The organism is Tahibacter harae (assembly GCF_024437735.1).
Taxonomy (GTDB): domain Bacteria; phylum Pseudomonadota; class Gammaproteobacteria; order Xanthomonadales; family Rhodanobacteraceae; genus Tahibacter; species Tahibacter harae.
Genome location: NZ_JANFQO010000023.1, coordinates 75,151 through 97,926, shown reverse-complemented (window position 1 = coordinate 97,926; position 22,776 = coordinate 75,151). Strand labels below are relative to the sequence as shown.

20 protein-coding genes are annotated in these 22,776 nt (G+C 68.2%); 10 read left to right on the top strand and 10 right to left on the bottom strand.

Features of this window, described 5'->3' with window-relative positions:
- The 7 genes from NM961_RS20085 to kynA form a co-directional block, all read right to left on the bottom strand.
- Positions 1–1,881: serine/threonine-protein kinase (locus tag NM961_RS20085; RefSeq protein ID WP_255916207.1), on the bottom strand; the 1,881-nt coding region annotated here is incomplete at its 3' end.
- Positions 1,878–2,444 carry an ECF-type sigma factor gene (locus tag NM961_RS20080; RefSeq protein WP_255916206.1) on the bottom strand — a complete coding sequence of 189 codons (567 nt, stop codon included), beginning with the start codon at positions 2,442–2,444 and terminating at the stop codon, positions 1,878–1,880. The genes NM961_RS20085 and NM961_RS20080, both read right to left, overlap by 4 nt.
- Before the next feature lie 13 nt (positions 2,445–2,457).
- On the bottom strand, positions 2,458–3,147 hold the full coding sequence (locus NM961_RS20075; RefSeq protein ID WP_255916205.1) for a hypothetical protein: 690 nt from the start codon (positions 3,145–3,147) through the stop codon (positions 2,458–2,460).
- 65 nt (positions 3,148–3,212) lie between these two features.
- The gene (gene pepQ, locus NM961_RS20070; protein ID WP_255916204.1) at positions 3,213–4,541 is read right to left on the bottom strand and encodes a Xaa-Pro dipeptidase; all 1,329 of its coding nucleotides are present in this window, start codon (positions 4,539–4,541) and stop codon (positions 3,213–3,215) included.
- Positions 4,542–4,704: 163 nt separating this feature from the next.
- On the bottom strand, positions 4,705–6,180 hold the full coding sequence (locus NM961_RS20065) for a peptide MFS transporter (RefSeq protein ID WP_255916203.1): 1,476 nt from the start codon (positions 6,178–6,180) through the stop codon (positions 4,705–4,707).
- Positions 6,181–6,260: 80 nt separating this feature from the next.
- On the bottom strand, positions 6,261–7,808 hold the full coding sequence (locus NM961_RS20060) for a peptide MFS transporter (RefSeq protein ID WP_255916202.1): 1,548 nt from the start codon (positions 7,806–7,808) through the stop codon (positions 6,261–6,263).
- Between the two features lie 157 nt (positions 7,809–7,965).
- Positions 7,966–8,817: a tryptophan 2,3-dioxygenase gene (gene kynA / locus NM961_RS20055; protein ID WP_255916209.1), complete on the bottom strand. Its 852-nt coding sequence runs from the start codon at positions 8,815–8,817 to the stop codon at positions 7,966–7,968.
- Between the two features lie 275 nt (positions 8,818–9,092).
- On the opposite strand from kynA, the gene pdhA reads away from it, so the two are divergent.
- The 6 genes from pdhA (at position 9,093) to NM961_RS20025 (ending at position 16,736) form a co-directional block, all read left to right on the top strand.
- Complete coding sequence (gene pdhA, locus NM961_RS20050; RefSeq protein WP_255916201.1) at positions 9,093–10,166, top strand: pyruvate dehydrogenase (acetyl-transferring) E1 component subunit alpha; 1,074 nt, start codon at positions 9,093–9,095, stop codon at positions 10,164–10,166.
- A gap of 99 nt (positions 10,167–10,265) precedes the next feature.
- Positions 10,266–11,246 (top strand): alpha-ketoacid dehydrogenase subunit beta, encoded by a 981-nt coding sequence (locus NM961_RS20045; RefSeq protein WP_255916200.1) that lies wholly within the window; start codon positions 10,266–10,268, stop codon positions 11,244–11,246.
- Positions 11,247–11,249: 3 nt separating this feature from the next.
- Positions 11,250–11,603 (top strand): SH3 domain-containing protein, encoded by a 354-nt coding sequence (locus NM961_RS20040; RefSeq protein ID WP_255916199.1) that lies wholly within the window; start codon positions 11,250–11,252, stop codon positions 11,601–11,603.
- Positions 11,600–13,015: a dihydrolipoamide acetyltransferase family protein gene (locus tag NM961_RS20035; RefSeq protein WP_255916198.1), complete on the top strand. Its 1,416-nt coding sequence runs from the start codon at positions 11,600–11,602 to the stop codon at positions 13,013–13,015. The genes NM961_RS20040 and NM961_RS20035 overlap by 4 nt, the downstream gene beginning before the upstream one ends.
- A gap of 237 nt (positions 13,016–13,252) precedes the next feature.
- Positions 13,253–15,757 (top strand): TolB family protein, encoded by a 2,505-nt coding sequence (locus tag NM961_RS20030; RefSeq protein ID WP_255916197.1) that lies wholly within the window; start codon positions 13,253–13,255, stop codon positions 15,755–15,757.
- A 595-nt stretch (positions 15,758–16,352) separates the two neighbouring features.
- The gene (locus NM961_RS20025; RefSeq protein ID WP_255916196.1) at positions 16,353–16,736 is read left to right on the top strand and encodes a VOC family protein; all 384 of its coding nucleotides are present in this window, start codon (positions 16,353–16,355) and stop codon (positions 16,734–16,736) included.
- A 193-nt stretch (positions 16,737–16,929) separates the two neighbouring features.
- On the opposite strand, the gene NM961_RS20020 is transcribed toward NM961_RS20025, so the two are convergent.
- Entirely contained in the window at positions 16,930–18,240 is a 1,311-nt protein-coding gene (locus tag NM961_RS20020) for a tryptophan--tRNA ligase (protein WP_255916195.1), read from the bottom strand.
- A 167-nt stretch (positions 18,241–18,407) separates the two neighbouring features.
- Between NM961_RS20020 and NM961_RS20015 the strand changes: the two genes are divergently transcribed.
- Together NM961_RS20015 and NM961_RS20010 are read left to right on the top strand one after the other, a co-directional pair.
- Positions 18,408–18,737: a YegP family protein gene (locus NM961_RS20015; protein WP_255916194.1), complete on the top strand. Its 330-nt coding sequence runs from the start codon at positions 18,408–18,410 to the stop codon at positions 18,735–18,737.
- A gap of 127 nt (positions 18,738–18,864) precedes the next feature.
- Positions 18,865–19,671 (top strand): hypothetical protein, encoded by an 807-nt coding sequence (locus tag NM961_RS20010; protein WP_255916193.1) that lies wholly within the window; start codon positions 18,865–18,867, stop codon positions 19,669–19,671.
- Between the two features lie 75 nt (positions 19,672–19,746).
- Here NM961_RS20010 and rocF read toward each other — a convergent pair whose 3' ends face one another.
- Both rocF and NM961_RS20000 read right to left on the bottom strand, forming a co-directional pair.
- Entirely contained in the window at positions 19,747–20,667 is a 921-nt protein-coding gene (rocF, locus tag NM961_RS20005; RefSeq protein ID WP_255916192.1) for an arginase, read from the bottom strand.
- 93 nt (positions 20,668–20,760) lie between these two features.
- On the bottom strand, positions 20,761–21,108 hold the full coding sequence (locus NM961_RS20000) for an Hpt domain-containing protein (RefSeq protein ID WP_255916191.1): 348 nt from the start codon (positions 21,106–21,108) through the stop codon (positions 20,761–20,763).
- 158 nt (positions 21,109–21,266) lie between these two features.
- Here NM961_RS20000 and NM961_RS19995 point away from each other — a divergent pair, with 158 nt between their 5' ends.
- Together NM961_RS19995 and lysM are read left to right on the top strand one after the other, a co-directional pair.
- A complete protein-coding gene (locus NM961_RS19995; protein WP_255916190.1) occupies positions 21,267–22,001 on the top strand; it encodes a DUF937 domain-containing protein in 735 nt (244 codons plus the stop codon).
- Between the two features lie 22 nt (positions 22,002–22,023).
- Positions 22,024–22,452 (top strand): peptidoglycan-binding protein LysM, encoded by a 429-nt coding sequence (lysM, locus tag NM961_RS19990; protein WP_255916189.1) that lies wholly within the window; start codon positions 22,024–22,026, stop codon positions 22,450–22,452.
- The last annotated feature ends 324 nt before the right edge of the window (positions 22,453–22,776 follow it).

Below are 22,776 nucleotides of genomic sequence, written 5' to 3'. Positions count from 1 at the left end.
CGCCGCGGCCGGCGGCACCGCACGCGCGGACGATGCCGCGAGCGCGCCGCCGCCGCCGCCGTAGGCGCGCTGCAGGCTGGCGGCCAGGGCTTCCAGGCGGCCGGCGCGCCCGGCGCCGTCGGCCGCGCCTTCCGGGGCGGATTCCAGCCCGGCGAGCTGGCTGCGGATCTGCGCGGCCAGTGCATCGTCGCCGGCCAGGCGCGGCAGGGTTTCGGCGGCGTTTTCGCGCAGCAGCTCGGCGGCTTCGTCATCGCGGCCGCGCGCCAGCAGCAGCTGGGCGCGGCGCGCGGCGATGCGGCTTCGCTCGGCCGGCGATGGTGCCAGCTGGTCGGCGGCGGCCAGTGCCGCGGCCGCGGCCGGGAAATCGGCGTCCTGGGTGGCTGCGGCCGCGCGCAGCAACAGCAGGCGCATGTGCAGGTCGCGGCTGGCTTCGTCGTCGCCCAGCAGCGCTTCGGACTGCTGCAGGTGGTTCAGTGCGGCCGCGGCGCCGCCGCGTTCCAGCTCGGTCTGGGCCAGGGCGAGCTGGATTTCGGCCCGCTGCAGCGGCGGTGTCTCGGCCGCGGCGACGGCCGCGGCTTCGACGGCCGGTTCGGCCGTGGCCGCTGTATCGGCCGCCGGCGGGAGCGCCGGCCGCAGGGCGTTCCACAGCGCCAGCGCCGCCACCACGGCGACGGCCGCGCCCGCGGCCAGCAACGGGGTGCGGTGCGGCCGCAGGCGCTCCAGCGCGGCGCGCCAGGCCGGCAGATGGGCGCGGCCGTCGCGTACCGCGCGCAGTTCCTTGGCCAGGGCCGCGACCGAAGCCTGGCGCTGGGCGGGCTGCTTCCGCAGCGCGGTGGTGGCGATGCGGTCCAGTTCGCCGCGCAGGGCGTCGATCAGCGCCGCGCGGTCGGCCAGCCCGCGCTGGCGCGCGCGCGCATTGGCCAGCCCCGGCGCCAGCGCCGCGACCCGCGCCGACGGCGGCTGCGGCACGGTCCTGAGTATGGCCGTCTCGATCTGCCCTGCGCTCAGCCCCTGCAGCGGCAGCGGGCTTTCGCCGCAAAGCAGCTCGTAAAGCAGTGCACCCAGCGCGTAGACGTCGCAGGCGGCGCCGGTCGGCGCGCCGGTCAGCTGTTCCGGCGCGGCGCTGGAGGCGGAGAAGAAGCGCTGCGCCGTTGCCGTGAGTTCCAGATGCTGCAGGCCGAACTGAGCCTGCAGCGGCTTGGCTATGCCGAAGTCCAGCAGCTTGGGCTGGCCCTGGGCAGTGACCAGGATGTTGCTGTTCTTGATGTCGCGGTGGATCACCTGGCGCGAATGGGCGTGGGTGACCGCGGCGCAGACCTTGAGCAGCAGTTCCACGCGCTGGCCCAGGTCCAGGCGCTGCTTTTCCGCGTAGGCGAGCAGGTTGTCGCCTTCGACCAGCTCCATCACCACATACGGCGTGCCGTCGGCGTATTCGCCGCCGCCAAGCAGGCGGGCGATGCCGGGATGGCGCAGGGTTTCCAGCACCTGGCGTTCCAGCGCGAAGCGCCGGCGCAGCGCGTCGTCGTCGCGGTCCTCGCGCAGGAACTTGATCGCGACAAGGCCGCCGTTTTCGATACTTTGCGCCTTGTATACCGTGCCCATGCCGCCGCTGCCCAGCGCATCCAGCACGCGGTATTCGCCGACCTTGCGCCCTTCCCAGGAAAACGTGGTGGCGCGGCGCAGCAGGGCCAGTTCCGGCAGCAGCGGCTCGGTCGGCGTGTCGGCGAGGGCGCTGTCGGCGGCGAGCAGTTCTTCGAGCTGCTGCGCCAGCTGCGCATCGGCGGCAGCGAGCACGGCGAGCTGCTCGCTGCGCTCCGGCGCCGGAAGGTCTGCCAGGCGTTCAAACCATTCCTGCAGCAGGGCCGCCGACGGCGTGCTCATGCAGGCTTGATCCGCGCCGCCAGCCAGGCGCGCGCATAGCGCCAGCGCCGCACCACGCTGGCGCGGGAAATGACGCAGGCTTCGGCGATCTCGTCGGTGCTGAGGCCGGAGAAGAATTTCAGCTCGACGATGCGCGCCAGCACCGGATCTTCCTTTTCCAGCTCGTCCAGCGCCTGGTCCACGGCCAGCACATCCAGGCCGCCGCCGGCGAAGGCTTCGTGCTCGGCGTCTTCCAGCGGCAGCAGCACGCTGTCGCCGCCGCGCTTTTCCGCCTCGCGTGCGCGCACGTGGTCCACCGCGAGGCCGCGGATGATGCGTGCGGAAAAGGCGAAGAAATGCGCCCGGCTCTGCCAGTCGGTTTCGCGCACGTCGTGCAGGCGCGCATAGGCTTCGTTGGCCAGTTCTGTGGCCTGCAGGGTGATGCTCTGCACCTGCCGGCGCAGGCGCGCCTGGGCCAGTTCGCGCAGCAGCGGATAGACCGCGCGCATCAGCGCGCCGGCGGCCTCGCTCTGGCCGCTGCGCCAGCGCAGCAGCAGGTCGGTGATGGGCGGCTGCTCGTCCATGATGCGGCCGGCTTCAGTGCAGCAGGTCGCCCAGCGAGACCGCGCCGGGAGCAAGCCAGGCCAGCAGCAGCCCGGCCAGCGCGGCGACCAGCGCGACCGCGCCGAAGCGCCAGGCGGTATGCCGCAATGCGGTGCCCAGCCAGTGGCTGTCGCGGTCCAGCTTGCGCACGTGGCGGTAGAGGCCGGCGGCCAGGGCCACATCGACCAGCAGTTCCGCCAGCAGCACCGGCGCAAGACTGATGATGGAGAACGCCGCGAGCAGGGCCGCCCCCAGCGCGAGCAGCCCCACGATGACAATGCCGATCAGCGCGCCCTCGCCGTCGCCGATGTCGGGCAGGTCTATGCCGCTGCTGTCGTTGGCCAGGTTGGGACTGCTGCCGCCGGAACGGGATACCGTGTCGCCCAGGTCATAGCCGATGTCGGCCAGCTCGCCGGCGTCGGGGTCCTGCTGTTTCTGCATCTGCAGCCAGCACCACAGCAGGAACAGGAATGCGCCGTAGGACAGCACCACCGCGGCGGGATAGCGCAGCCACATGGCCAGCAGGCCGCATTGGAGCAGCAGCCAGGAGGCGAACAGGCCGGATGCGGCGGTCAGCGCCGCGATCAGGCCCATGGACAGGCGCGGCGAAGCCAGCTTCTCCAGCGCGCGGCGCTGCCGGTTCACGGCGCTGCTGCGGTCGAAGCTGCGGACTTTCTCTCTCATGCGGGTTTCCTGCCGGGGATCGCGATGCATTCCGTAAAAGCGCGGCCGCCATGATCAGCCGCGGCTCAGTTCAGCGCGGCAAAGGCGTCGCGGGTGAGGTTCTCGGGGGCGTCCGCGGTGCAGGCCACGTCGTCCTCGATGCGGATGCCGCCGTAGCGGCGGAACGCATCCACCTTGTCCCAGTTCACATCGCCCGCCTCGGGCCGGTTGCGCAGTTCGGCCAGCAGCAGGTCGATGAAATACAGGCCGGGTTCTATGGTCATCACCTGGTTGGCCTCGATGGTGCGGGTGAGGCGCAGATAGGGATGGCCGGCGGGCCGGGGCAGGGTGCCGCCGGCGTCGGACTGCTGGAATCCGCCGATATCGTGCACCTGCAGGCCGATGTAATGCCCCAGGCCGTGCGGGAAGAACACGCTGGAAACACCGGATTCGACCGCGCTTTCGGCGCTCATGCGGATGAAGCCGTGTTCGCGCAGGATGCCGGCCAGCACATGGTGGGCGTGCACGTGCAGCTCCGGATAGCTCTGGCCCGGACGCACCCGCGCGCAGAAGCCGCGCTGGGCCGCGTCGACCGCATCGACCAGCTGCTGGAATTCGGCCGCCTGCGCACCCGCATAGGTGCGCGTGATGTCGGCCGCATAGCCGTGGAAGCTGGCGCCGGCATCGATCAGCAGCGAATGCGACTGCAGCGGCGGATTGCGTTCCAGGTTGGTGTAGTGCAGCACCGCGCCATGCTCGTTGAGGCAGACGATGTTGCTGTAGGGCAGTTCGTTCTCGGTCTCCCGCGCCGCGGCCAGATACGCCATCTGTATGCCGTATTCCGACGCGCCCGCGCGGAACGCCGCCTCGGCCGCCCGGTGCGCGCGCGCGCCCAGGTGCGAGGCCACGCGCATCATGGCCAGCTCGTATTCGGTCTTCCAGGCGCGCTGGAAATGCAGGTAGTTCAGCACTGCCTCGGGATTGTTCGGCACATGCGTGTCTATCCCTGCGCTGGCTTCGCCGATGATGGCGCAGCGCTTGCTGTCCGGCGGCAGATGCCCGGCCGCCTCGCGCGCCTCGCGCACGATGACGATGTCGAAATGCTCCACCCAGTAGCCCGCCGGCGCCTCCGGCACCACATGCCAGTAGTCGTAGGGCTGCAGATAGATCAGCCGCGGCCGCTGCCCCGGCGTGATGACCAGCCACGATCCCGGTGCCCGCGTCACCGGCAGCCAGTGCTTGAAATGCGGATTGACCTGGAAGGGGTAGGGCAGGTCGTCGAGAAACTGGTAATGCAGCTGGCCCGCGGCGATCAGCAGATGGTCATAGCCGCCGCGCTCCAGCGCGATGCCGGCCTGATGCTGCAAAGTGGCGAGATGCTGCGGATAGAGCTGGCTGAGCAGGGCAGTAGGCATGGCAGGCTCCGTGACGATGCGCCCATTCTGCCCGAGGCCGAGGCCGGCCCGCGAATCGGGGCCGGCGCAGTGGCGGGGCAGCGGGCGGGCCGTTCCCGGCTCCGCGGCGCATGCCGCACCCGCGTTCCCGGACCGGCCGGTTGCGCGGCGGTGAATCAGCGCCTCACTTCACCCCATGCATCAGCCGGTTGATGCCCCGGGCAAACACCAGATACGCGACACCCATGGCCAGCCCCGCGTAGATGATGAAGGTGTAAGTACCCAGATACCCCTCGATACCGGTATTGGCCGCCACCGCGATAGAAGCCGTCTTGCCGGCCACCCAGTTGCCCATTGCCGAGCAGAGGAACCAGGCGCCCATGGCCATGCCCGTTTCCTTGGGCGCGGCCAGCTTGGACACCATGGACAGTCCGATCGGCGACAGGCACAGCTCGCCCATGGTGTTGAGCAGATACACCAGCGCCAGCATCAGCCACGGAATGCGGCCGCTGTCGTTGGCCAGATACGTGATGCTGAGCACCAGCACGGTGAAGCCCAGCGCGACCAGGATCAGCGCGATGGCGAACTTGCCCGGCACCGACGGATTCAGGTTGCTCTTCTCCAGATACGGCCACAGCCAGGCGAACATCGGCGCCGTGATGATGATGATGGCCGGGTTGAAGGACTGGAACAGGGTGTAGTCGAAGGGCGAATCGACGTGGTCCTTGGCGAAGAAGTTCAGGCTGGAACCGGCCTGCTCGAACATGCCCCAGAACAGGATCTTGGCCAGGAACAGCAGCAGCATCGCGCAGTAGCGGTGGAACTGGATGCGGTCGCCGCTGCGCAGGCTGCTGCCGAGGAAATAGACGGTCAGCGCGAAGAACATCAGCATCAGCACATAGCCCACGACATCCGGCTTGCTCAGCAGGAAGTACGCGACCGGAATGCAGGCGATGCAGCCCAGGGTGACGATGACCGCGCGCCTGAGCCGCTGTGTGCGCACCGGCGCCGCGCCGATGTGGCCCAGCCAGCCGCGCAGCCAGTGGAACATCATCAGCCCGAAGATCATGCCCACGCCCGCGGCGAAGAAGCCCCAGCGCTGGCCGTACAGCCTGCCGATGACGGCGCCGCAGATGAACGGCGCCAGCGCGCCGCCGGCATTGATGCCCATGTAGAAGATGGTGAAGCCCGAGTCGCGCCGCACGTCGCCGGGCGCGTAGATCTTGCCGACCATGGCGGAGATATTCGGCTTGAACAGGCCGTTGCCGACGATGGTGGTGGCCAGGCCGAGCAGGAACCAGTGCAGTTCCTGCGACAGCAGCAGGAACAGGCCCAGCGCCATGAACAGGCCGCCGAGCATGATGGAAGGACGGAAGCCCAGATAGCGGTCCGCCACGAAGCCGCCGAACAGGCCGGTCGCATAGATCAGCGCGGTATAGGCGCCGAAGGTCAGGCTGGCGGCGGCGCGGTCCTGGCCGGCCGGCAGGTGGTTGAAGAATGCGACGGCGACATAGGTCACCAGGAAGGCGCGCATGCCGTAGTAGGCAAACCGTTCCCAGAACTCGGCCCCGAACAGCATCCACAACGGGCGCGGATGGCCCAGGAATTCGCCGGGCGGCGGCGGCTGGAAGGCGTCGCGGGTGGTATCCGTGGCAGTCATGGTTTTCGGTTCCTCGCAAACGCCACGGCCCGGGATGACCGGGCCGTGGTGGATTGTGCAATTTTAAAAAAGCGCGGGCGCTACTTCACGCCGTGCATGAGCTTGCTGATCAGCGGCGCGATCAGGAACAGCAGCGCGCCCGGGAGCACCAGCGCCCAGAAGCCGAACTGGTAGCCCGACAGGGCCGATGCCACGGTCATGCCGCCCTCGCCGCTGACGGCGCCGGCGAAGATGCCTGACAGGTTGTTGCCGATGCCGGTGGAGAGGAACCAGCCGCCCATGCCGAAGCCGACCAGGCGCAGCGGCGCCAGCTTGGTCACCATGGACAGGCCGATCGGCGACAGGCACAGCTCGCCGATGGACTGGATCCAGTAGACCGCGAACAGGGTCCAGAACGGGATCAGGCCGGCCGGGCTGATCAGCTTGGACAAGGCATACATCAGCAGCAGGAAGGCCAGGCCGTTGAAGATCAGGCCCAGGCCGAACTTGCGCGGAATGGAGGGATTGGCGCCGCGCATGGCAACCCAGATCCAGGCGATCAGGGGTGCCAGGGTGATGATGGCGATGGAGTTGATCGACTGGAACCAGGAAGTCGGGAACACGCGTTCGCCGCTGAGAGCATAGACCAGGTCGGCCACGCCGCCGGTGCCGCCGTTGAAGATGTTGCGGTCGACGATCTTGTCGGCCAGGAAGGTGAAGGAGCTGCCGGCCTGCTCGAAGAACATCCAGAACAGGATGTTGAACAGGAAGATGATCAGCATGGCGAACGCGCGGTCACGCTGCACCGGGCCTTCGCGGAAGCCTTCGACGATGATCAGCGCGCACAGGCCGAAGAACATGATGAACAGCACGATCTGCAGCGCCAGCGCGCCCATGGCGAGCAGGAAATACATCACGGGGATCGCCGCCAGGGCGCCGCCGAACACATACAGCACCTTGCTGCGGTCCGCGCTGTTTTCCGGCGGACGGCCTATGCCCTGCAACTGGCGGCGGCCGAACCAGAACCACACCAGGCTGATCAGCATGCCCACGCCGGCGGCGATGAAGACCATCTTGTAGTCCGGCAGGGTTTCACTGCCGAAGATCTTCTTGGCCAGCCACTGGGTGAACAGCGGCGCGACCATGGCGCCCAGATTGATGCCCATGTAGAAGATGGTGAAGCCCGAATCGCGGCGTTCGTCGCCGGTGGCGTAGAGCTTGCCGACCATGGTGGAAATGTTCGGCTTGAACAGGCCGTTGCCGACGATGATCGTGGCCAGGCCGAGCTTGAAGATCTCTTCGTTGGGCAGTGCGATCATGAACAGACCGGAGGCCATGATCGCCGCGCCGAGCAGGATGGATCGCTGATAGCCCAGGATGCGGTCGGCGACGTAGCCGCCGAAGATTGCGGCGGCGTAGACCAGGGCGAGGTAGGCGCCGTAGGTGCGGTTGGCCGCGGCCTCGCCGGCGGCGTCGCCGCCGTGGAACTGGGCCACGATATACAGCACCAGGGCCCAGCGGATGCCGTAGAACGCAAAGCGTTCCCAGAACTCGGTCATGAACAGCATCCACAACGGACGTGGATGGCCCATCTTTTGTGGAAATTCGGGCAGCGCGCTGGACGCGGTCGTATTGGCAGTACCGCTCATGCGGCAAATCCCCTGCTGGTTGGAATGGAAACGGGTAGGAAGCTCCGCCTGGGCGGCGGGCCGAACGCCAAGCTTTACCCGCTGCGACCCGCCCAAGTCAAACCCGGGCGGTGCTGCGCTGCATCATTTTTCCCCAGGGGCCGCCTGGGCGTGGGTTTCAGGTGCCAATCACGCTGCGCACCTCGAACAGCTCCGGGAAAAACGTCAGCTCCAACGCGCGTTTGAGGAAGGCCACGCCGGAAGATCCGCCGGTGCCGCGGCGGAAGCCGATGATGCGTTCCACCGTCTTCATATGGCGGAAACGCCAGAGCTGGAAGCTTTCTTCCAGATCGACGAACTGCTCGCAGAGGTGGTAGGCCGACCAGTACTGGTCCGTATTCTCGTAGATGCGGCGGAACACCCCGATCAGTTCCGCATGGCGCTCGTAGGGCTGGGACCAGTCGCGCTGTACCGCCGCCGCCGGCACCGCATGGCCCTGGCGCGCCAGATGGCGCAGGAATTCGTCGTACAGGCTGGGCGCGTGCAGCACTTCGCGCAGTTGTTCCTGCAGCGCCGGCGCGTGCGCGAACACGGCGATCATGTCGGCGTTCTTGTTGCCGAGCAGGAATTCGATGGTGCGGTACTGATGCGACTGGAAGCCGGACGCAGGGCCCAGCACATGGCGGAATTCCAGGTATTCCGACGGCGTCAGCGTTTCCAGCACGGCCCATTGCTCGAACAGCTGGCGCTGGATCTGCTTGACCCGGGCGAGGATCTTCAGGCACGGGTCGATGTCGTCCACGGCCAGGTGCGCGATGGCCGCGCGCAGTTCGTGGATGATGAGCTTCATCCACAATTCCGAGGTCTGGTGCTGGATGATGAACAGCAGCTCGTCGTGGTGCTGCGGCTGCGACAGCGGCAGCTGGGCCGCGAGCAGCGTATCCAGCTGCAGGTAGCCGCCGTAGCTGATCCGGTCCTTGAGATCCGTGGTGATGCCGGCTTCGAGTTCGCGCTTGTTGGTGTCGGTCACGGGCGGTCGGTCCAAAAGTAATCCGGACAAGCATACGTCATCGTAACCACGGCGCCGGCTATCATGCCAAGCCGGCACGCGGGAAAAGGCGGCGGCGAATTGCTGCGCCCGATCTTGCCTCGCCGCCATGGCCTTGCTATCAAGGCGGCCTTTCGACCGGGCGGTCCGCCGCAGCACTGGATCTGCGCACGCCCCGGTCACCGGCGCCCGGCAGCCGTCGCCATGGCCGGGCGTCCCGCCGTCTGCACCCGTTTGCGCCACTCTGCGGAGGCTTCATGTCCATCGCCGCCAGTTTTGAAATCGAATACCTGCAATACCTCGACCCGGAAGGCAAGCTGGTCCGCAACGACCTGCCCGAGTTTGCCCGCGATCCCAAGCAGCTGGTCGAGCTGTACAAGACCATGAGCTTCGTGCGCGTGTTCGACAGCAAGGCCGTCGCCCTGCAGCGCACTGGCAAGCTGGGCACCTACGCTTCCTGCCTGGGCCACGAGGCGGCCCACGTGGCCATAGGCTCGGCCATGCACATCGATGATGTGTTCGCGCCCATGTACCGCGAGTACGGCGCCCAGTTCGTGCGCGGGGTGAAGCCGCGCGAAGTGCTGATGTACTGGGGCGGCGACGAGCGCGGCAATGATTTCTCCGGCCCCGCGCACGATTTTCCCTGGTGCGTGCCCATCGCCACGCAATGCCTGCACGCTGCCGGCGCGGCCATGGCGTTCAAGATCCGCAAGGAGCCGCGCGTAGCGGTCAGCGTGGTCGGCGACGGCGGCTCGTCCAAGGCCGATTTCTATTCCGCCATCAACATGGCTGGCGCGCAGACCTTGCCCTATGTCAGCGTGATCGTGAACAACCAGTGGGCGATCTCGGTGCCGCGCAGCGCCCAGACCGGCGCCAAGACCCTGGCGCAGAAGGGCATCGCCGCCGGCCTGGAATGCCTGCAGGTGGATGGCAACGATCTCATCGCCATGCGCACCGCGATGGACTACGCCATCAAACGCGCCCGCCACGGCCACGGCGGCATGGTGATCGAGGCCGTCACCTATCGTCTTTCCGACCACACCACCGCCGACGACGCGCGCCGCTATCGCCCCGACGGCGAAGTGAAGGCTGCCTGGGAACGCGAGCCGCTCAAGCGCCTGCGCAACTACCTGCTGGCGCAGAAGGCCTGGAGCGACAAGCACGAGGAAGCCTGGAAGGCCGAGTGCGAGCGCATCGTCGATATCGAGGTGAACGCCTACCTCGAAACCAAGGTGCAGCCGGTGGAGGCGATGTTCGATTTCGTCTATGCGGAGCTGCCGGTGGATCTGCAGGAACAGAGGGCGCAGGTGCTCGCGCTGGAAAAACGCTGAAAAGTGCTTGAAGCCTTCTCCCCCGCGCTTGCGCGGGGGAGAGGGGAAGAACGCTTCTGCGCTGTCGCAAAGTGGAAGAAACCAATTCTGGAGTTTCGTATGGCGCAAATCACCCTGATCGAAGCCCTGACCATGGCCATGGCCCATGAAATGGCCAGGGATCCCTCCGTCGTCGTGCTCGGCGAGGACGTCGGCGTCAACGGCGGCGTGTTCCGCGCCACCGCGGGGCTGAGCGAGAAGTTCGGGCCGGTGCGCGTGCTGGATACGCCGCTGGACGAGACCACCATCGCCGGCATCGCCGTGGGCATGGCGGCGCAGGGTATGAAGCCCATCGCCGAGGCCCAGTTCGATGGCTTCGTCTATCCAATGGTCGATCACATCATTTGCCACGCGGCGCGCTTCCGCACGCGCACGCGCGGCCGCCTGACCTGTCCGCTGGTGCTGCGCGTGCCCTGGGGCGGCGGCATCCGCGCGCCGGAACATCATTCGGAAGCGAATGAATCCATCTTTACCAATGTGCCGGGGCTGCGCGTGGTCATGCCGTCCTCGCCGTCGCGCGCCTACGGCATGCTGCTGGCGGCGATCCGCGACCCGGATCCGGTCATCTTCTTCGAGCCCAAGCGCATCTACCGCCAGTACAAGGAAGAAGTCGCCGACGACGGCGAGGCGCTGCCGCTGGACGTGTGCTTCGTGCTGCGCGACGGTTCCGACGTGACCCTGGTCACCTGGGGCGCCCAGGTCAAGGAGACGCTGGAAGCCGCCGATGCGCTGGCGAAGGAAGGTATCAGCGCCGAAGTCATCGACGTGGCCACGCTCAAGCCGCTGGATTTCGACACCATCCACGAATCGGTGAAGAAGACCGGCCGCTGCGTGATCGTGCACGAGGCGCCGCGCACCGCGGGCTTCGGCGCCGAGGTTGCCGCGCGCCTGGCCGAGCACGCCATGTACGACCTGGTCGCGCCGGTGGAGCGCGTCACCGGCTACGACACGCATATCCCGCTGTTCCGCCTGGAGATGAAATACCTGCCCAGCGTGGAACGCATCGTCGCGGCGGCCAAGCGCACCCTGGCCGCGGGCTGAGCCATGTACGCGCGGCTGCTTCGCGACTACCGCACGCAGTATCACGACCCGGTGCGCTTCGCCCGCGGCGAAACGGTGCAGGCGGCGCAGCGCGATACGGAGTGGCCGCAATACCTCTGGGCCACCGACGCGGCCGGCCGCAGCGGCTGGGTGCATCAGGACTATCTGGAAGGCGACCGCGGCAGCGTCATCGCCGTGCGCGACTACAGCGCGCAGGAACTCGATGCGGCCGCCGGCGAGACGGTGCGCCTGATCGAGCAGGCCGGCGGCTGGTGGTGGGTTGAGAACGAGCGCGGCGAGCAGGGCTGGCTGCCGGCGCGCGATCTGTCTATCGAACAGGAACGAGGCGACGCATGAGCAGCATCAAGACATTTTTCCTGCCCGATCTCGGCGAAGGTCTGCCCGACGCGACGATCGTGGAATGGGCGGTGAAGGAAGGCGAGGTGGTGCGCCTGGACGCGCCGCTGGTGTCGATGGAAACCGCCAAGGCCGTGGTGGAAGTGCCGTCGCCGTTCTCGGGCAAGGTGGTGAAGCTCTACGGCGCCAACGGCGACGTGATCATCACCGGCGCGGCCCTGGTCGATATTGAACTGGATCCCAGCCTGCCGCAGCGCGCCGAGGCGCAGGACACCGGCCATCACCACGGCCATGCCGCGCGCGCGCCGGAGCCGGCCCTGCCCAAGGGCGCGGGCGAGCCTACGCCGGCCGGTACTGCGCAGAAAGTGATCGCCTCCGACGAGGGCGGCGAGATCAGGACCAACCAGCCCAAGCCGCGCGAGGACGCCGGTACCGTGGTCGGCGCGATGGAAGCCAGCGACCGCGTCGTGGCCGAGCAGGCCGTGTCGGTCGGCGGCGTCAAGGCCATGCCGGCAGTGCGCGCGCTGGCGAAGAAGCTCGGCGTGGATCTTTCCCGCGTCGCGCCCAGCGGTGCCGGCGGCGTGGTCACCATGAACGACGTGAAGGATGCAGCGGCCAGGGGCACGGCGCGTCCGGCCGCCGCCGCCGCGCCCGCGGCGGCCCAGCCGGCGCCGCTGGCCGCAGCGCCGGCGCCCGTCGCGGCGCCGCAGCGCACGGCGGTATCCGCCTCCGGCCAGCCCATGCGCACCGCGCCGCCGAGTGCGCCGCCGGCGTTGGGCCAACCCGAACAGCTCAAGGGCGTGCGCCGCAACATGGCGCGAGTCATGGCCGAGGCCCATGCCAAGGTGGTGCCGACCACGCTCTGCGACGACGCCGACCTGCATGCCTGGCTGCCGGGCAACGACATCACCGTGCGCCTGATCCGCGCCCTGGTGCGCGCGTGCAAGGCGGTGCCGGCGCTGAATGCCTGGTTCGACGGCGACAATCTCAGCCGTACCCTGCATCCGCATGTGGACGTGGGCATCGCCGTGGACACCGAGGACGGCCTGTTCGTGCCGGCCCTGCGCAATGCCGACGTGCTGGATGCGGCCGGCCTGCGCCAGGCCATCAACCGCCTGCGCGACGCGGTGCGCAACCGCAGCATTCCGGCGGAAGAACTGAAAGGGTATACGATTTCCCTTTCCAACTTCGGCGTGTTCGCCGGCCGCTACGCCACGCCGGTGGTGGTGCCGCCCTGCGTCGCCATCGTCGCCGCGGGCAAGCTGCGCCACGAGCTGGTGCCGGTGATGGGCGGCGTGGAGACGCACCGCCTGATGCCGCTGTCGCTGACCTTCGATCACCGCGCCGCCACCGGCGGCGAGGCCGCGCGCTTCCTCAAGGCCCTGCTGGACGACCTGGCCCTGGCCAGCTGAGCGCAGGCGGCGCCGCGCGCTCGCGCGGCGCCGCCTGCACGGAATCCCGCGGCAAAGACTGTCACGGTTTTTCAACAGGAGCGGCAATCTTTCGTCACGCGCGTTGTTGCCGATCTCGCCGGGAATTGTAGCGGACGCGCATTCGCATACCTGTATAACATCCTGTTGACGCCCGCCACATTGCCGCTGCGCATTCTTCGCGTCCCTGGATGACCAGGGCTACAAGAAGAATGCGACATGCGAAATCTGAAATCGGGAATACTGGCGAGCGCCATCTGCCTGCAGCTGGCCTTGCCGGCGGCGCAGGCGGCCACGCTGGAAGTGGTCAACCGCACCGCCATTGCGGCGCCGATCGATGCGGACGGAGGCAGCGCCAGCGCTTTCGCCGTCACCCACGACGGCCGCTACACGCTGTTCTTTTCCGCGGCCAGCAATCTGGTTGCCGGCGACAGCAACGGCCTCAACGACCTGTTCATCCACGACCACCTGAGCGGCAGCAACGAGCGCGTGAATGTAAGCAGCTCGGGCGAACAGGCCAATGCCGAAGGTGGGCTGGTGGGCGCCGGTCTGTCCGACGACGGGCGCTACGTGGTGTTCCAGTCCTACGCGACCAATCTCGTGCCCGGCGTGGACAGCGGCGCGCCCCATGTCTATCTGCGCGACCGCCAGGCCGGCACTACGACCGTGGTGGCGCGCACTCCCGGCGGCGCCGACGGTGCGCAGATCAGCGCCGACGGCCGCTTTATCGTGTTTTCCACGGACGATGCGCTGGTTCCCGCCGATACCAACCGTTATACCGACGTCTATCGCGTCGAGCGGGCCAGCGGCAAGACGGAACTGGTTTCGCTGACTGAGCGCGGCGAGTCCGCCGTGGGCTTCAATTACTGGGCGCAGCTGTCCGACGACGGCCGCTACGTCCTGTTCACCAGCGAAGCCTTCGGCATGCTGGAAGAATCGCCCTGGCCGGGCAATCTGCTGTTGCGCGACATGGAGCTTGATACCCTGGAGGCGGTCAATCGCTCTTATGCCGGCGCGGTCATCACCGGCGGGCACGAACTGCCGGCAGGCCGGGCGTTTTCCAGCGACGGCCGCTACGTGGTGTTCAACAGCGCATCCGCGCTGGACCCCGCCGACACCAATTTGGCCGTAGACGGCTACCGCTACGACCGCATGCTGCGCACCACCGAGCGTGTGACGCGCAGCCCGATCTCCCCGCTGCTGCCGGGCGGCGCGCGTGTGCTTGGGCTGTCCGGCGACGGCGACATGCTGCTGCTGGATTCGGCGGCTGGGGGACTGGTCGCCGGCGTCGGCCCGGGCAAGCTGCGCAACTACCTGCGCGATATCGGCAGCGGCGAGGTCAGCGTGATCAAGCTGCGTCCCGGCGCATTCGATCCGGCCGACCAGGTGGCGGGCTGCACGCTCGCCGGCAACAGGCGCAGCCTCTATTGCCAGAGCTACGACCAGGGCATCACGCGCGATGACCACAACGGCCTCAGCGACATCTTCTACAGCAACGTGGGCCGGGACGGCGTCGAGCGGGTGAGCCGTCCGTACAGCCGCACGCCGGTCGCGGCGGCGAACAACCACAGCCGCGCCGGCGCCGCCAGCGCCGACGGCCGCTACGTGGTGTTCAGCTCCGAAGCCAGCAACCTGGTCGTCGGCGACTACAATGGCGTCGCCGACGTGTTCCTGCGCGACCGGCTGACCGCGACGACGACGCGCCTGAGTCTCGACAGCGCCGGCAACGAGGCGTACTGCGCCAGCGCGGCGCCGCAGATCACGCCGGACGGCCAGACCGTGCTGTTCCAGAGCTGCGGCGATCTGCTGCCCGCGGCCAACGGCAAGGTGCAGGTCTATCGCTACCACCTTGCCAGCCGCCAGCTGCAGCTGGCCAGCCGCGACGCGGCCGGCGCGCCCTGCGCAGCGGACTGCAGCCTGCTGGATGCTTCGGCGGACGGTGCCACGGTGCTGTTCCTGTCCAGTGCGGCCAACCTGGGCGGCGGCACCTTGCCGGCGGCGGGCGGCCTGTTCGTGCGCGATGTGGACAGCGGCGTGCCGGTACTGGTCAATCGTGCGCTGCAGGGCGGCGTGGCGGACTGCCGCGTGTCCGCGGCGCGCCTCAGCGGGGATGCGCGCACGGTGTATTTCAGCGACTGCTCCAATAACCTGGTTGCCGGCGACACCAACTATGTGGACGACATTTTCGCCTTCAATCGCGCCAGCGCCAGTCTGCAGCGCATCAGCCTGGACAACGCGGGCGCCCAGCTGCCTTCCGGCGCCAGGCTGTACGGCGTGTCGCAGGACGGCAGCCTGTTGCTGATGGCAGCGCCGGAGTTCCTCTGCAACGGCTATAGCGGCTTCCAGCTGCGCGACATGGCCAGCGGTCAGAGCCGCTGCATCAGCGACAGCAGCCAGCATCCGGCCGGCGGGTGGGCCGACCTCTCCGCCGACGGCCGCCGCGCCGCGTTCACTGTGCGGGACGACTCCGGTCCGTTCCGGTATCGCCAGAACATCTTCGCCTACGACGTCGCCAGCCAGCAGGCGCAGCGCGTAACCAGGGCAGACAGCTTTGCCGATTCGGAACGGCTGCGCCTGTGCCCGGGCGGCGAGTGCGTGCTGTTCGACTCGCATGCCGCCAACCTGGTGCCCGGCGATGGCAACGGCGGCTTCGCCGACGTATTCCTGGCCACTGATCTGTTCGGCGACAGTCCGGTTCCGGCTACGCCTGCGTCGCGGCCGTAAACGGGCGGCGCCGGCGCGGCCACGCCGCTGCCGCAAGGCGGCCGGTCATGGCCCGGCGAATGAAATTGAAACGTAATTTTCAGGAAAGGTCCGGCGGGACGGCGCCGGACATCGCCGCGGGGCCCCGGCGCGTGCCGGTGCCATTCGCCGCGGCGCGCAAGTGGGTATTTGCGGCTGAAGCTGTACCGCACGGGATGATCCTGTGCCCTGGAATCGCCGGGGAACCAATGGATCAGTTTCGCGTTTGCCCGTATCAGGACCGGCGCGGCAGGTCTCGCGCTGCTGCCAGCCGCTGCGGCAGCAGTAGCGCTGGCACGCGCGCCCACGCAGTGCGGTCGCACCGGCTGCCGTCCGCGGCCCAGGGCAATGCCCAGGTCCATCGCTGCTGATGCGGCAGCGGGCGACTGCAACCGCTGTCGCAACGAAGCCGGGAGCCTGAGCAATGCCGCTGCATTGCGGCCTCGACCGTTGCGGTGCCGCGGGGCGGCGCCGCGGTTTCGCGCAAACGCCGCGCACGGTGCGCTGGACGAATGCGGGCGGATTCCGCCCGCTACTGCGCTAAGCTGGAAAACCGGCCCACTGCGGGAGCGCACTCATGCATCACAGCCGTTTGTGTACTTTGGTACTGGACTGCAAGGTCGACGACCTGGCCGAATCCACCGCGTTCTGGAGCCGCGCCCTGGGCAAGCCGGTGGGCAACCCGGATTCCGACGGCGATGGCCGCTACGCCGAACTGGAGACGGCCGAGGACGAGCCCATCATCCTGCTGCAGCGCGTGGAACATGAAAGCCGCGTACATCTGGATATCGAAACCGATGATGTGCAGGCCGAGGCCGAACGGCTGGAAGCGCTGGGCGCGAAGAAGATCGCGTTCCGCCATGGCCGCTGGTGGGTGATGGAAGCGCCCAGTGGTCATCGCTTCTGCGTGGTGCGGCGCCAGCGCGAAGCATTCGGGCCGCATCTGAATCGCTGGGATTGAGCCTGCGTTGCGACAGGCCGCCGGTGTGCGGCGGCATGCCGCGGGACAATCATGCGGGCGTGTGACGGCCTGGGCGGCGGGATCGTGCCGGCCTGCGGCGGCCTGTGCGGCTGACGCTAGCGGTTCCGCCGCGGTGGCTTATGCAGCGCACATCGCAGCGGACCTGCCGCGGCAGTGGCGGCGAAAGACGCGCCTACTCCGCTGCAGCGGCCAGTTCGGCCAGCGCGGTATCCACGTCGCCCGCGGCGACGCCTTCGCCCAGGCTGTAGCCCACCGTGGCCGCCGCCAGCGCGCCGGCGGCCTTGAGCGCGGCGATGCATTGGCCGGCCTGCTTGGGCGAGTCCAGGCCTTCGCTCTGCAGCAGCAGGCGGCCTTCGGCGTCGAGCAGCTTGAAATAGAAGCGGCCGTCGTTTTCGCGGTATTGCTTGAACTGCGGCAGCCGGGCCGCGACCGCCGCCGTGCGTGCACTCTTGCCGGCGGACCCGGCCTGGAAGCGGCGCAGGCCGACGGCCTCGCGCAGCTGGGCCAGGAATGGCACCGACAGCTGGCGCGCGCGCGCCGCGCCGGCCTGCAGGATTTCCTCGATCCGCGCCGGCTGTGCGATCAGTTCCTCGTAGCGCGCGCGCATCGGTGCGATATCGCGTTCCAGACGCTCGAACAGACGCTGCTTGGCTTCGCCCCAGCCCAGGCCGCCGGCCAGGGCGGCGCGGAAATCGGCGCTCTCGGCTTCGTCGGCGAAGGCGCGGTAAATCGGCATCAGCGCGCTGCTGTCCGGATCCTTGGCCTCGCCGGGCAGGCGCGAATCCGTGACGATGCGCGCGATGGTTTCCTTGAGCTTCTTCGCGCCGCCCTCGAACAGCGGCACGGTGTTGTCGTAGCTCTTGGACATCTTGCGGCCGTCCAGGCCGGGCAGGGTGGCGACGCTTTCCTCGATCACCACTTCCGGCAGCACGAAGTAGTCGCGGCCGGCGCCGAACAGGTGGTTGAAGCGTGCCGCTATGTCGCGCGCCATCTCGATATGCTGGATCTGGTCGCGGCCTACCGGCACGCGGTGGGCGTTGAAGATCAGGATGTCGGCCGCCATCAGGATGGGATAGCTGTACAGGCCCATGGTGATGCCGGCGTCGGCATCCTCGCCGGCGGCGCTGTTGGCGTCGACTGCGGCCTTGTAGGCGTGGGCGCGGTTCATCAGGCCCTTGGCGGTGACGCAGGTCAGCAGCCAGGTCAGCTCGGGGATTTCGGGAATGTCCGACTGGCGGTAGAAGTACACCTTGTCCGGATCCAGGCCGCAGGCCAGCCAGGTCGCGGCGATCTCCAGGCGCGAGCGGGCGATGCGGGCCGGGTCGTCGCACTTTATCAGGGCGTGGTAGTCCGCCATGAAATAATACGATTCCACATTTTCACCGCGGCTGGCGGCGATGGCCGGGCGGATCGCGCCGACATAGTTGCCCAGGTGCGGGGTTCCGGTGGTGGTGATGCCGGTGAGGACGCGGGTCTTGCTCATGGTGCCAGAGGGCTGCAAACGGGCCGGGCAGTGTAAGCCAAGCCCGGCGCCGGGGCGAAAGAACGGATGCGGCGGGAACTTGTAACAGTCAGGATCTGGCGGGCGCGGCCGTGTGGCGGGATACTTTGCGCCCACAGGGGTTACCCACCGCGAGCAAGGAGCTTCCCATGGCAGGCAAGTTCACGATCTTCAACGGCAAGAGCGGCAAGCTGTACTTCAACCTCAAGGCCGGCAACGGCGAGATCATCCTGGCCAGCCAGGGCTATGTCGACAAGAGCGGCGCGCTCAACGGCGTGGAATCGGTCAAGACCAACGCGCCCAACGCGGACCGCTTCGAGAAGAAGACCGCCGCCAACGGCAAGTTCTACTTCAGTCTCAAGGCCGGCAACGGCCAGGTCATCGGCAACAGCGAGATGTACGATAGCGAGAAGGCGCGCGACGCCGGTATTGCCTCGGTCTCGGCCAACGCGCCGGGCGCGACCCTGGTCGAGGAATAAGCCGCCGCAGTCCAGGCTGACCCGCACCGGAACGCCGCCGCGGCGCTCCGGTGCCGGCATCGCACGCGCTAACCCCGCCGCCGGCGGGGTGCCGTTTGACCGGCCGCAACCAACCTGGAGAACCGCCATGCTTGTGCGTCACTGGTGTCTTGCGCTGGGCTCGCTGATCTTCGCCGCCGGCACGGCCCAGGCCGGCCGCCTGGTCGATGTTCAGATCGTCGACCGCGAATCCGGCTCCACGCTCCGCGTCTATCCGCACCGTTCCGAGCAGTACGTCGCCGGCGCGCCCGGCCATCGCTACGCGGTGCGCCTGATCAATACCACGGGCGAGCGCGTGCTGGCGGTACTTTCGGTCGACGGCGTCAACGCCATCAGCGGCGAGACGGCGGCGACCTCCCAGACTGGCTATGTGCTTGATCCCTACCAGAGCACCGAAGTGGCCGGCTGGCGCAAGAACATGAACGAGATCGCCGCGTTCGAGTTCACCACGCTGAGCGATTCCTATGCCGCGCGCACCGGCCGCCCGGCCAATGTCGGCGTGATCGGCGTGGCGGTGTTCCGCGAGCGTGCGCGGCCGCAGTACCGCGACCGCATCGCCGCCGAGCCGTATACCGAAGGCGAAGCCAAGCGTGCACCGCCGGCGCCGGCCGCGAGCGGTGCCGGCGCTGCCGATACGATGGCGCGTTCCGAAGCCGCACCGCGGCAGAAGCAGGAATCCCTGGGTACCGGCCACGGCGAACGCGAGACCAGCAGCGCGACCTATACCGATTTCCGGCGCGACAGCGACCGGCCGTATGAAGTGATCGCGCTGCGCTACGACTCCTACGCCAACCTGCGCGCCCGCGGCATAGTGCCGCGCCACTCGCCGCCGCCGCGTCCCAACCGTCCGCAGCCCTTCCAGGACGACTTCGTACCGGATCCGCCGCGCCGCTGAGTCTCATCCGGATCATCACCCAAAAAAGCGGGGCTGCCCGAAGCAGCCCCGCCGTCGTTTTCCGAATCCCGGCCCCTATTCCCTCATCAACGTCGACTTGCCGAACAGGCTTTCCATCAGATCCACCGCCAGCTTGGCCGTCATGTTGCGCTTGTCGAAGGCCGGATTGAGTTCGACGATGTCGACCGAGCCGACCCGGCCGGTGTCCGCGATCATCTCCATCACCAGCTGCGCCTCGCGGTAATTCGGGCCGCCGCGTACGCGCGTGCCCACGCCGGGGGCGATGGACGGATCGAGGAAATCCACGTCGAAGCTCACATGCAGATGCGTATCCGCGTCCACGCCTTCCAACGCTTCCTCCATCGCGCGCTTGACGCCGATCTCGTCGATGTAGCGCATGTCGTAGATATCCAGGCCCACATCGCGGACCAGCTTCTTCTCGCCCGGATCGACCGAGCGTATGCCGATCTGGCGGATTTCCTCGGGCTTGAGCGCCGGCGCGCTGCCGCCCAGCTCAGTCAGTTCGCGCGGGCCCAGGCCGCAGAGGCAGGCCACCGGCATGCCGTGGATATTGCCCGAGGGCGTAATCACGCTGGTGTTGAAATCGGCGTGGGCGTCCAGCCACAGCACACGCAGCTTTCTGGATTTTTCCCGGCACCAGCGTGCTGCGGCAGTGATCGAGCCCATCGCCAGGCAGTGGTCGCCGCCGAGCATGATGGGCAGCTGGCCCAGGGCCAGCTCGGCGTAGCAGGCGTCGAGCACGCTGCGGTTCCAGGCCACGACTTCGGCCAAGTGCCGATAGCCCTCGGCCGGCGGCAGCCAGGGATTCATGGGACCGACCAGGTTGCCGCGGTCCACGACCGTGAGGCCGCGTTCCTCCAGCGCACGGCTGATGCCCGCCACGCGCAGGGCCTCGGGCCCCATGGATGCGCCACGGTGGCCGGCGCCGATATCGGTGGGTACGCCGATCAGGGAAACAGGGGGATAGTGGGTCATGCTGGCCTCGCTGCGCCCTGCGGCGGCGCCGGGAAAACCGCGAGCATAGCGCCCGCCCCGCGCCGGCCGCCACACGCGGCGCCGCGGGCAGGCTCAGTGGCCGGGTTCGGCCGGGGCGGCGTCGAACAGGGACTGGACCAGCGCCGCCACCGGTGCGGCCAGGCTCTGCACCAGCTGATCGGGATTTTCGCGTCCGGCGTGTTCGCCGCGCAGCCATTCCGCAATGCGCAGATCCACTGGCCGGGCCAGCGCGCCTATGTCGTCGAAGCCATAGGCCGGCGCCGAGCCGCTGAGCCGGTGCACCTGCTGGTGCAGTTCCGCCAGCAGCGGGCGGCGGTCCTGGTTTTCCGCCTGCAGGCGCTGCCACTGCGCCTGCAGATCGCGTCCCTTCTGCGCCAGGGAATGCAGATAGCGCAGGCGCAGCTCCTCCAGCTTGTCCATTGGGCCTACCGCGGCGTGACGAATGTGGGCGTCCAGCTTTTCGCGGCCAACCATACCAGCTAAACGCCCGGTGCCTGCGAACGTTACATTTTTTCTTTGTTTGATGCGGAGCGCGTGCGCGGTGGTAGTGTGTGTTCCCCGAAATCGAGGATGCAGTCATGAGCGGAGTAGTTGATGCGGTGATGGCGCAGCTGGGCGACGGCGAAATCGGCGCCGTGGCGCAGCGCTTCGGCCTCAGCCAGGACCAGGCGCAGGCGGCGATCGCACAGACCTTGCCGCTGATGGTCGGCGCCATGGCCAAGAACGCATCCACGCCCGACGGCGCGCAGGCCCTGCACACGGCCCTGGGCGACCACGCCGGCGTGGATCTCGGCGACTTGCTGGGCGGCCTGCTCGGCGGCGGCGCACCGGGCGGCGCGGGCGGTTTCGGCGGCGGCGGCGGCCTGGGCGGCCTCGGCTCGCTGGCCGAAGCGGTGCTGGGCGGCCTGGGCGGCGGCGCGGCGGCGCAGGCCCCGGCGCAGGCCCCGGGCGGCATGGATGCGGGCCTGGGCGGCATAGGCGGCGCCATCCTCGGCCACATCTTCGGCAACAAGCAGGGCCAAGCCGAACAGGGCCTGGGCCAGACCACGGGCCTGGGCGGCGTCAACGCCGGCCAGCTCATGGCCATGCTGGCGCCCATCGTCATGGCAGTGCTGGCGCGCATGAACCAGAATCGCAACCTGGGCCCCGGCGGCCTCAGCGACATGCTGGGCCAGGAAAGCCAGCGCACGCGCGAGGCCGGCGGCATCGGCGGCGGCCTGCTCGGCGCTGTGCTGGACCGCGATGGCGACGGCGATGTGGATTTGTCGGATTTGCTGAGTGTCGGCGGCGGTCTGCTTGCCGGCCGGCGTTGATCACCACCACGAGGAGATGAGCATGGGATTGTTTGATTTCATCAAAGATGCAGGCGCCAAGGTGCTCGATGCGGTGGCCAATCCGGCCAAGGCGCCGGAGCAGATCAAGGAACACATCGAAAAAGAGATCGGCGTCAAGGACGTCGACGTGCAGTGGGTCGACGGAACGGTGAAGATCACCGGCGACGCCGCCACCCAGGCCGACAAGGAGCGCCTGATCCTCGCCGCCGGCAACATCAAGGGCGTGGAGAAGATCGAGGACAATGTCACGGTGAAGGAGCCGGGCTCCGAATCGCGCATGTACACGGTCAAGTCCGGCGACACGCTCGGCAAGATCGCCAAGCAGTTCTACGGCAACGCCAACGAGTACGAGAAGATCTTCGAAGCCAACAAGCCGCAGCTCAAGCATCCGGACAAGATCTATCCGGGCCAGGTGCTGCGTATTCCGTGAGGAAGGCCGGCGGCGTGAGATCCGGGATGCGGGATCTGTAGTTCCGGTTCCGCAGTCCGTCGAATGACCCGGCCTCGCTCGGCGAGGCCGGGTTTTTTCTTTCCGCACTGATGCGGATTCTTATTGCACCGGCCTGGATGCCGCGCGTCCGCGGCAACTGATGCGGCAGCACTGGCCGCGCCGCTGGTCGCGCCAGCTTCGGCGAACAGTGAGCGCGCGGCGAAGACTGCCCGCGCGTGCGCAAGCCGCGCCGGCCGCCCGGGCATTGCTGGGCCGCGCCAGCGAACGGCACAGGCGCCGCGGCTGCCGCACTGTGGACAATGG

Bases quoted from the DNA above. Each gene is read 5' to 3' on its own strand.
- NM961_RS20075 (WP_255916205.1), bottom strand. From the start codon at position 3,147: ATGAGAGAGAAAGTCCGCAGCTTCGACCGCAGCAGCGCCGTGAACCGG.
- NM961_RS20010 (WP_255916193.1), top strand. From the start codon at position 18,865: ATGCTTGTGCGTCACTGGTGTCTTGCGCTGGGCTCGCTGATCTTCGCC.
- NM961_RS19995 (WP_255916190.1), top strand. From the start codon at position 21,267: ATGAGCGGAGTAGTTGATGCGGTGATGGCGCAGCTGGGCGACGGCGAA.
- lysM (WP_255916189.1), top strand. From the start codon at position 22,024: ATGGGATTGTTTGATTTCATCAAAGATGCAGGCGCCAAGGTGCTCGAT.
- NM961_RS20020 (WP_255916195.1), bottom strand. From the start codon at position 18,240: ATGAGCAAGACCCGCGTCCTCACCGGCATCACCACCACCGGAACCCCG.
- pepQ (WP_255916204.1), bottom strand. From the start codon at position 4,541: ATGCCTACTGCCCTGCTCAGCCAGCTCTATCCGCAGCATCTCGCCACT.
- NM961_RS20000 (WP_255916191.1), bottom strand. From the start codon at position 21,108: ATGGACAAGCTGGAGGAGCTGCGCCTGCGCTATCTGCATTCCCTGGCG.
- rocF (WP_255916192.1), bottom strand. From the start codon at position 20,667: ATGACCCACTATCCCCCTGTTTCCCTGATCGGCGTACCCACCGATATC.
- NM961_RS20080 (WP_255916206.1), bottom strand. From the start codon at position 2,444: ATGGACGAGCAGCCGCCCATCACCGACCTGCTGCTGCGCTGGCGCAGC.
- pdhA (WP_255916201.1), top strand. From the start codon at position 9,093: ATGTCCATCGCCGCCAGTTTTGAAATCGAATACCTGCAATACCTCGAC.
- NM961_RS20025 (WP_255916196.1), top strand. From the start codon at position 16,353: ATGCATCACAGCCGTTTGTGTACTTTGGTACTGGACTGCAAGGTCGAC.
- NM961_RS20035 (WP_255916198.1), top strand. From the start codon at position 11,600: ATGAGCAGCATCAAGACATTTTTCCTGCCCGATCTCGGCGAAGGTCTG.
- NM961_RS20030 (WP_255916197.1), top strand. From the start codon at position 13,253: ATGCGAAATCTGAAATCGGGAATACTGGCGAGCGCCATCTGCCTGCAG.
- NM961_RS20015 (WP_255916194.1), top strand. From the start codon at position 18,408: ATGGCAGGCAAGTTCACGATCTTCAACGGCAAGAGCGGCAAGCTGTAC.
- NM961_RS20040 (WP_255916199.1), top strand. From the start codon at position 11,250: ATGTACGCGCGGCTGCTTCGCGACTACCGCACGCAGTATCACGACCCG.
- NM961_RS20065 (WP_255916203.1), bottom strand. From the start codon at position 6,180: ATGACTGCCACGGATACCACCCGCGACGCCTTCCAGCCGCCGCCGCCC.
- NM961_RS20060 (WP_255916202.1), bottom strand. From the start codon at position 7,808: ATGAGCGGTACTGCCAATACGACCGCGTCCAGCGCGCTGCCCGAATTT.
- NM961_RS20045 (WP_255916200.1), top strand. From the start codon at position 10,266: ATGGCGCAAATCACCCTGATCGAAGCCCTGACCATGGCCATGGCCCAT.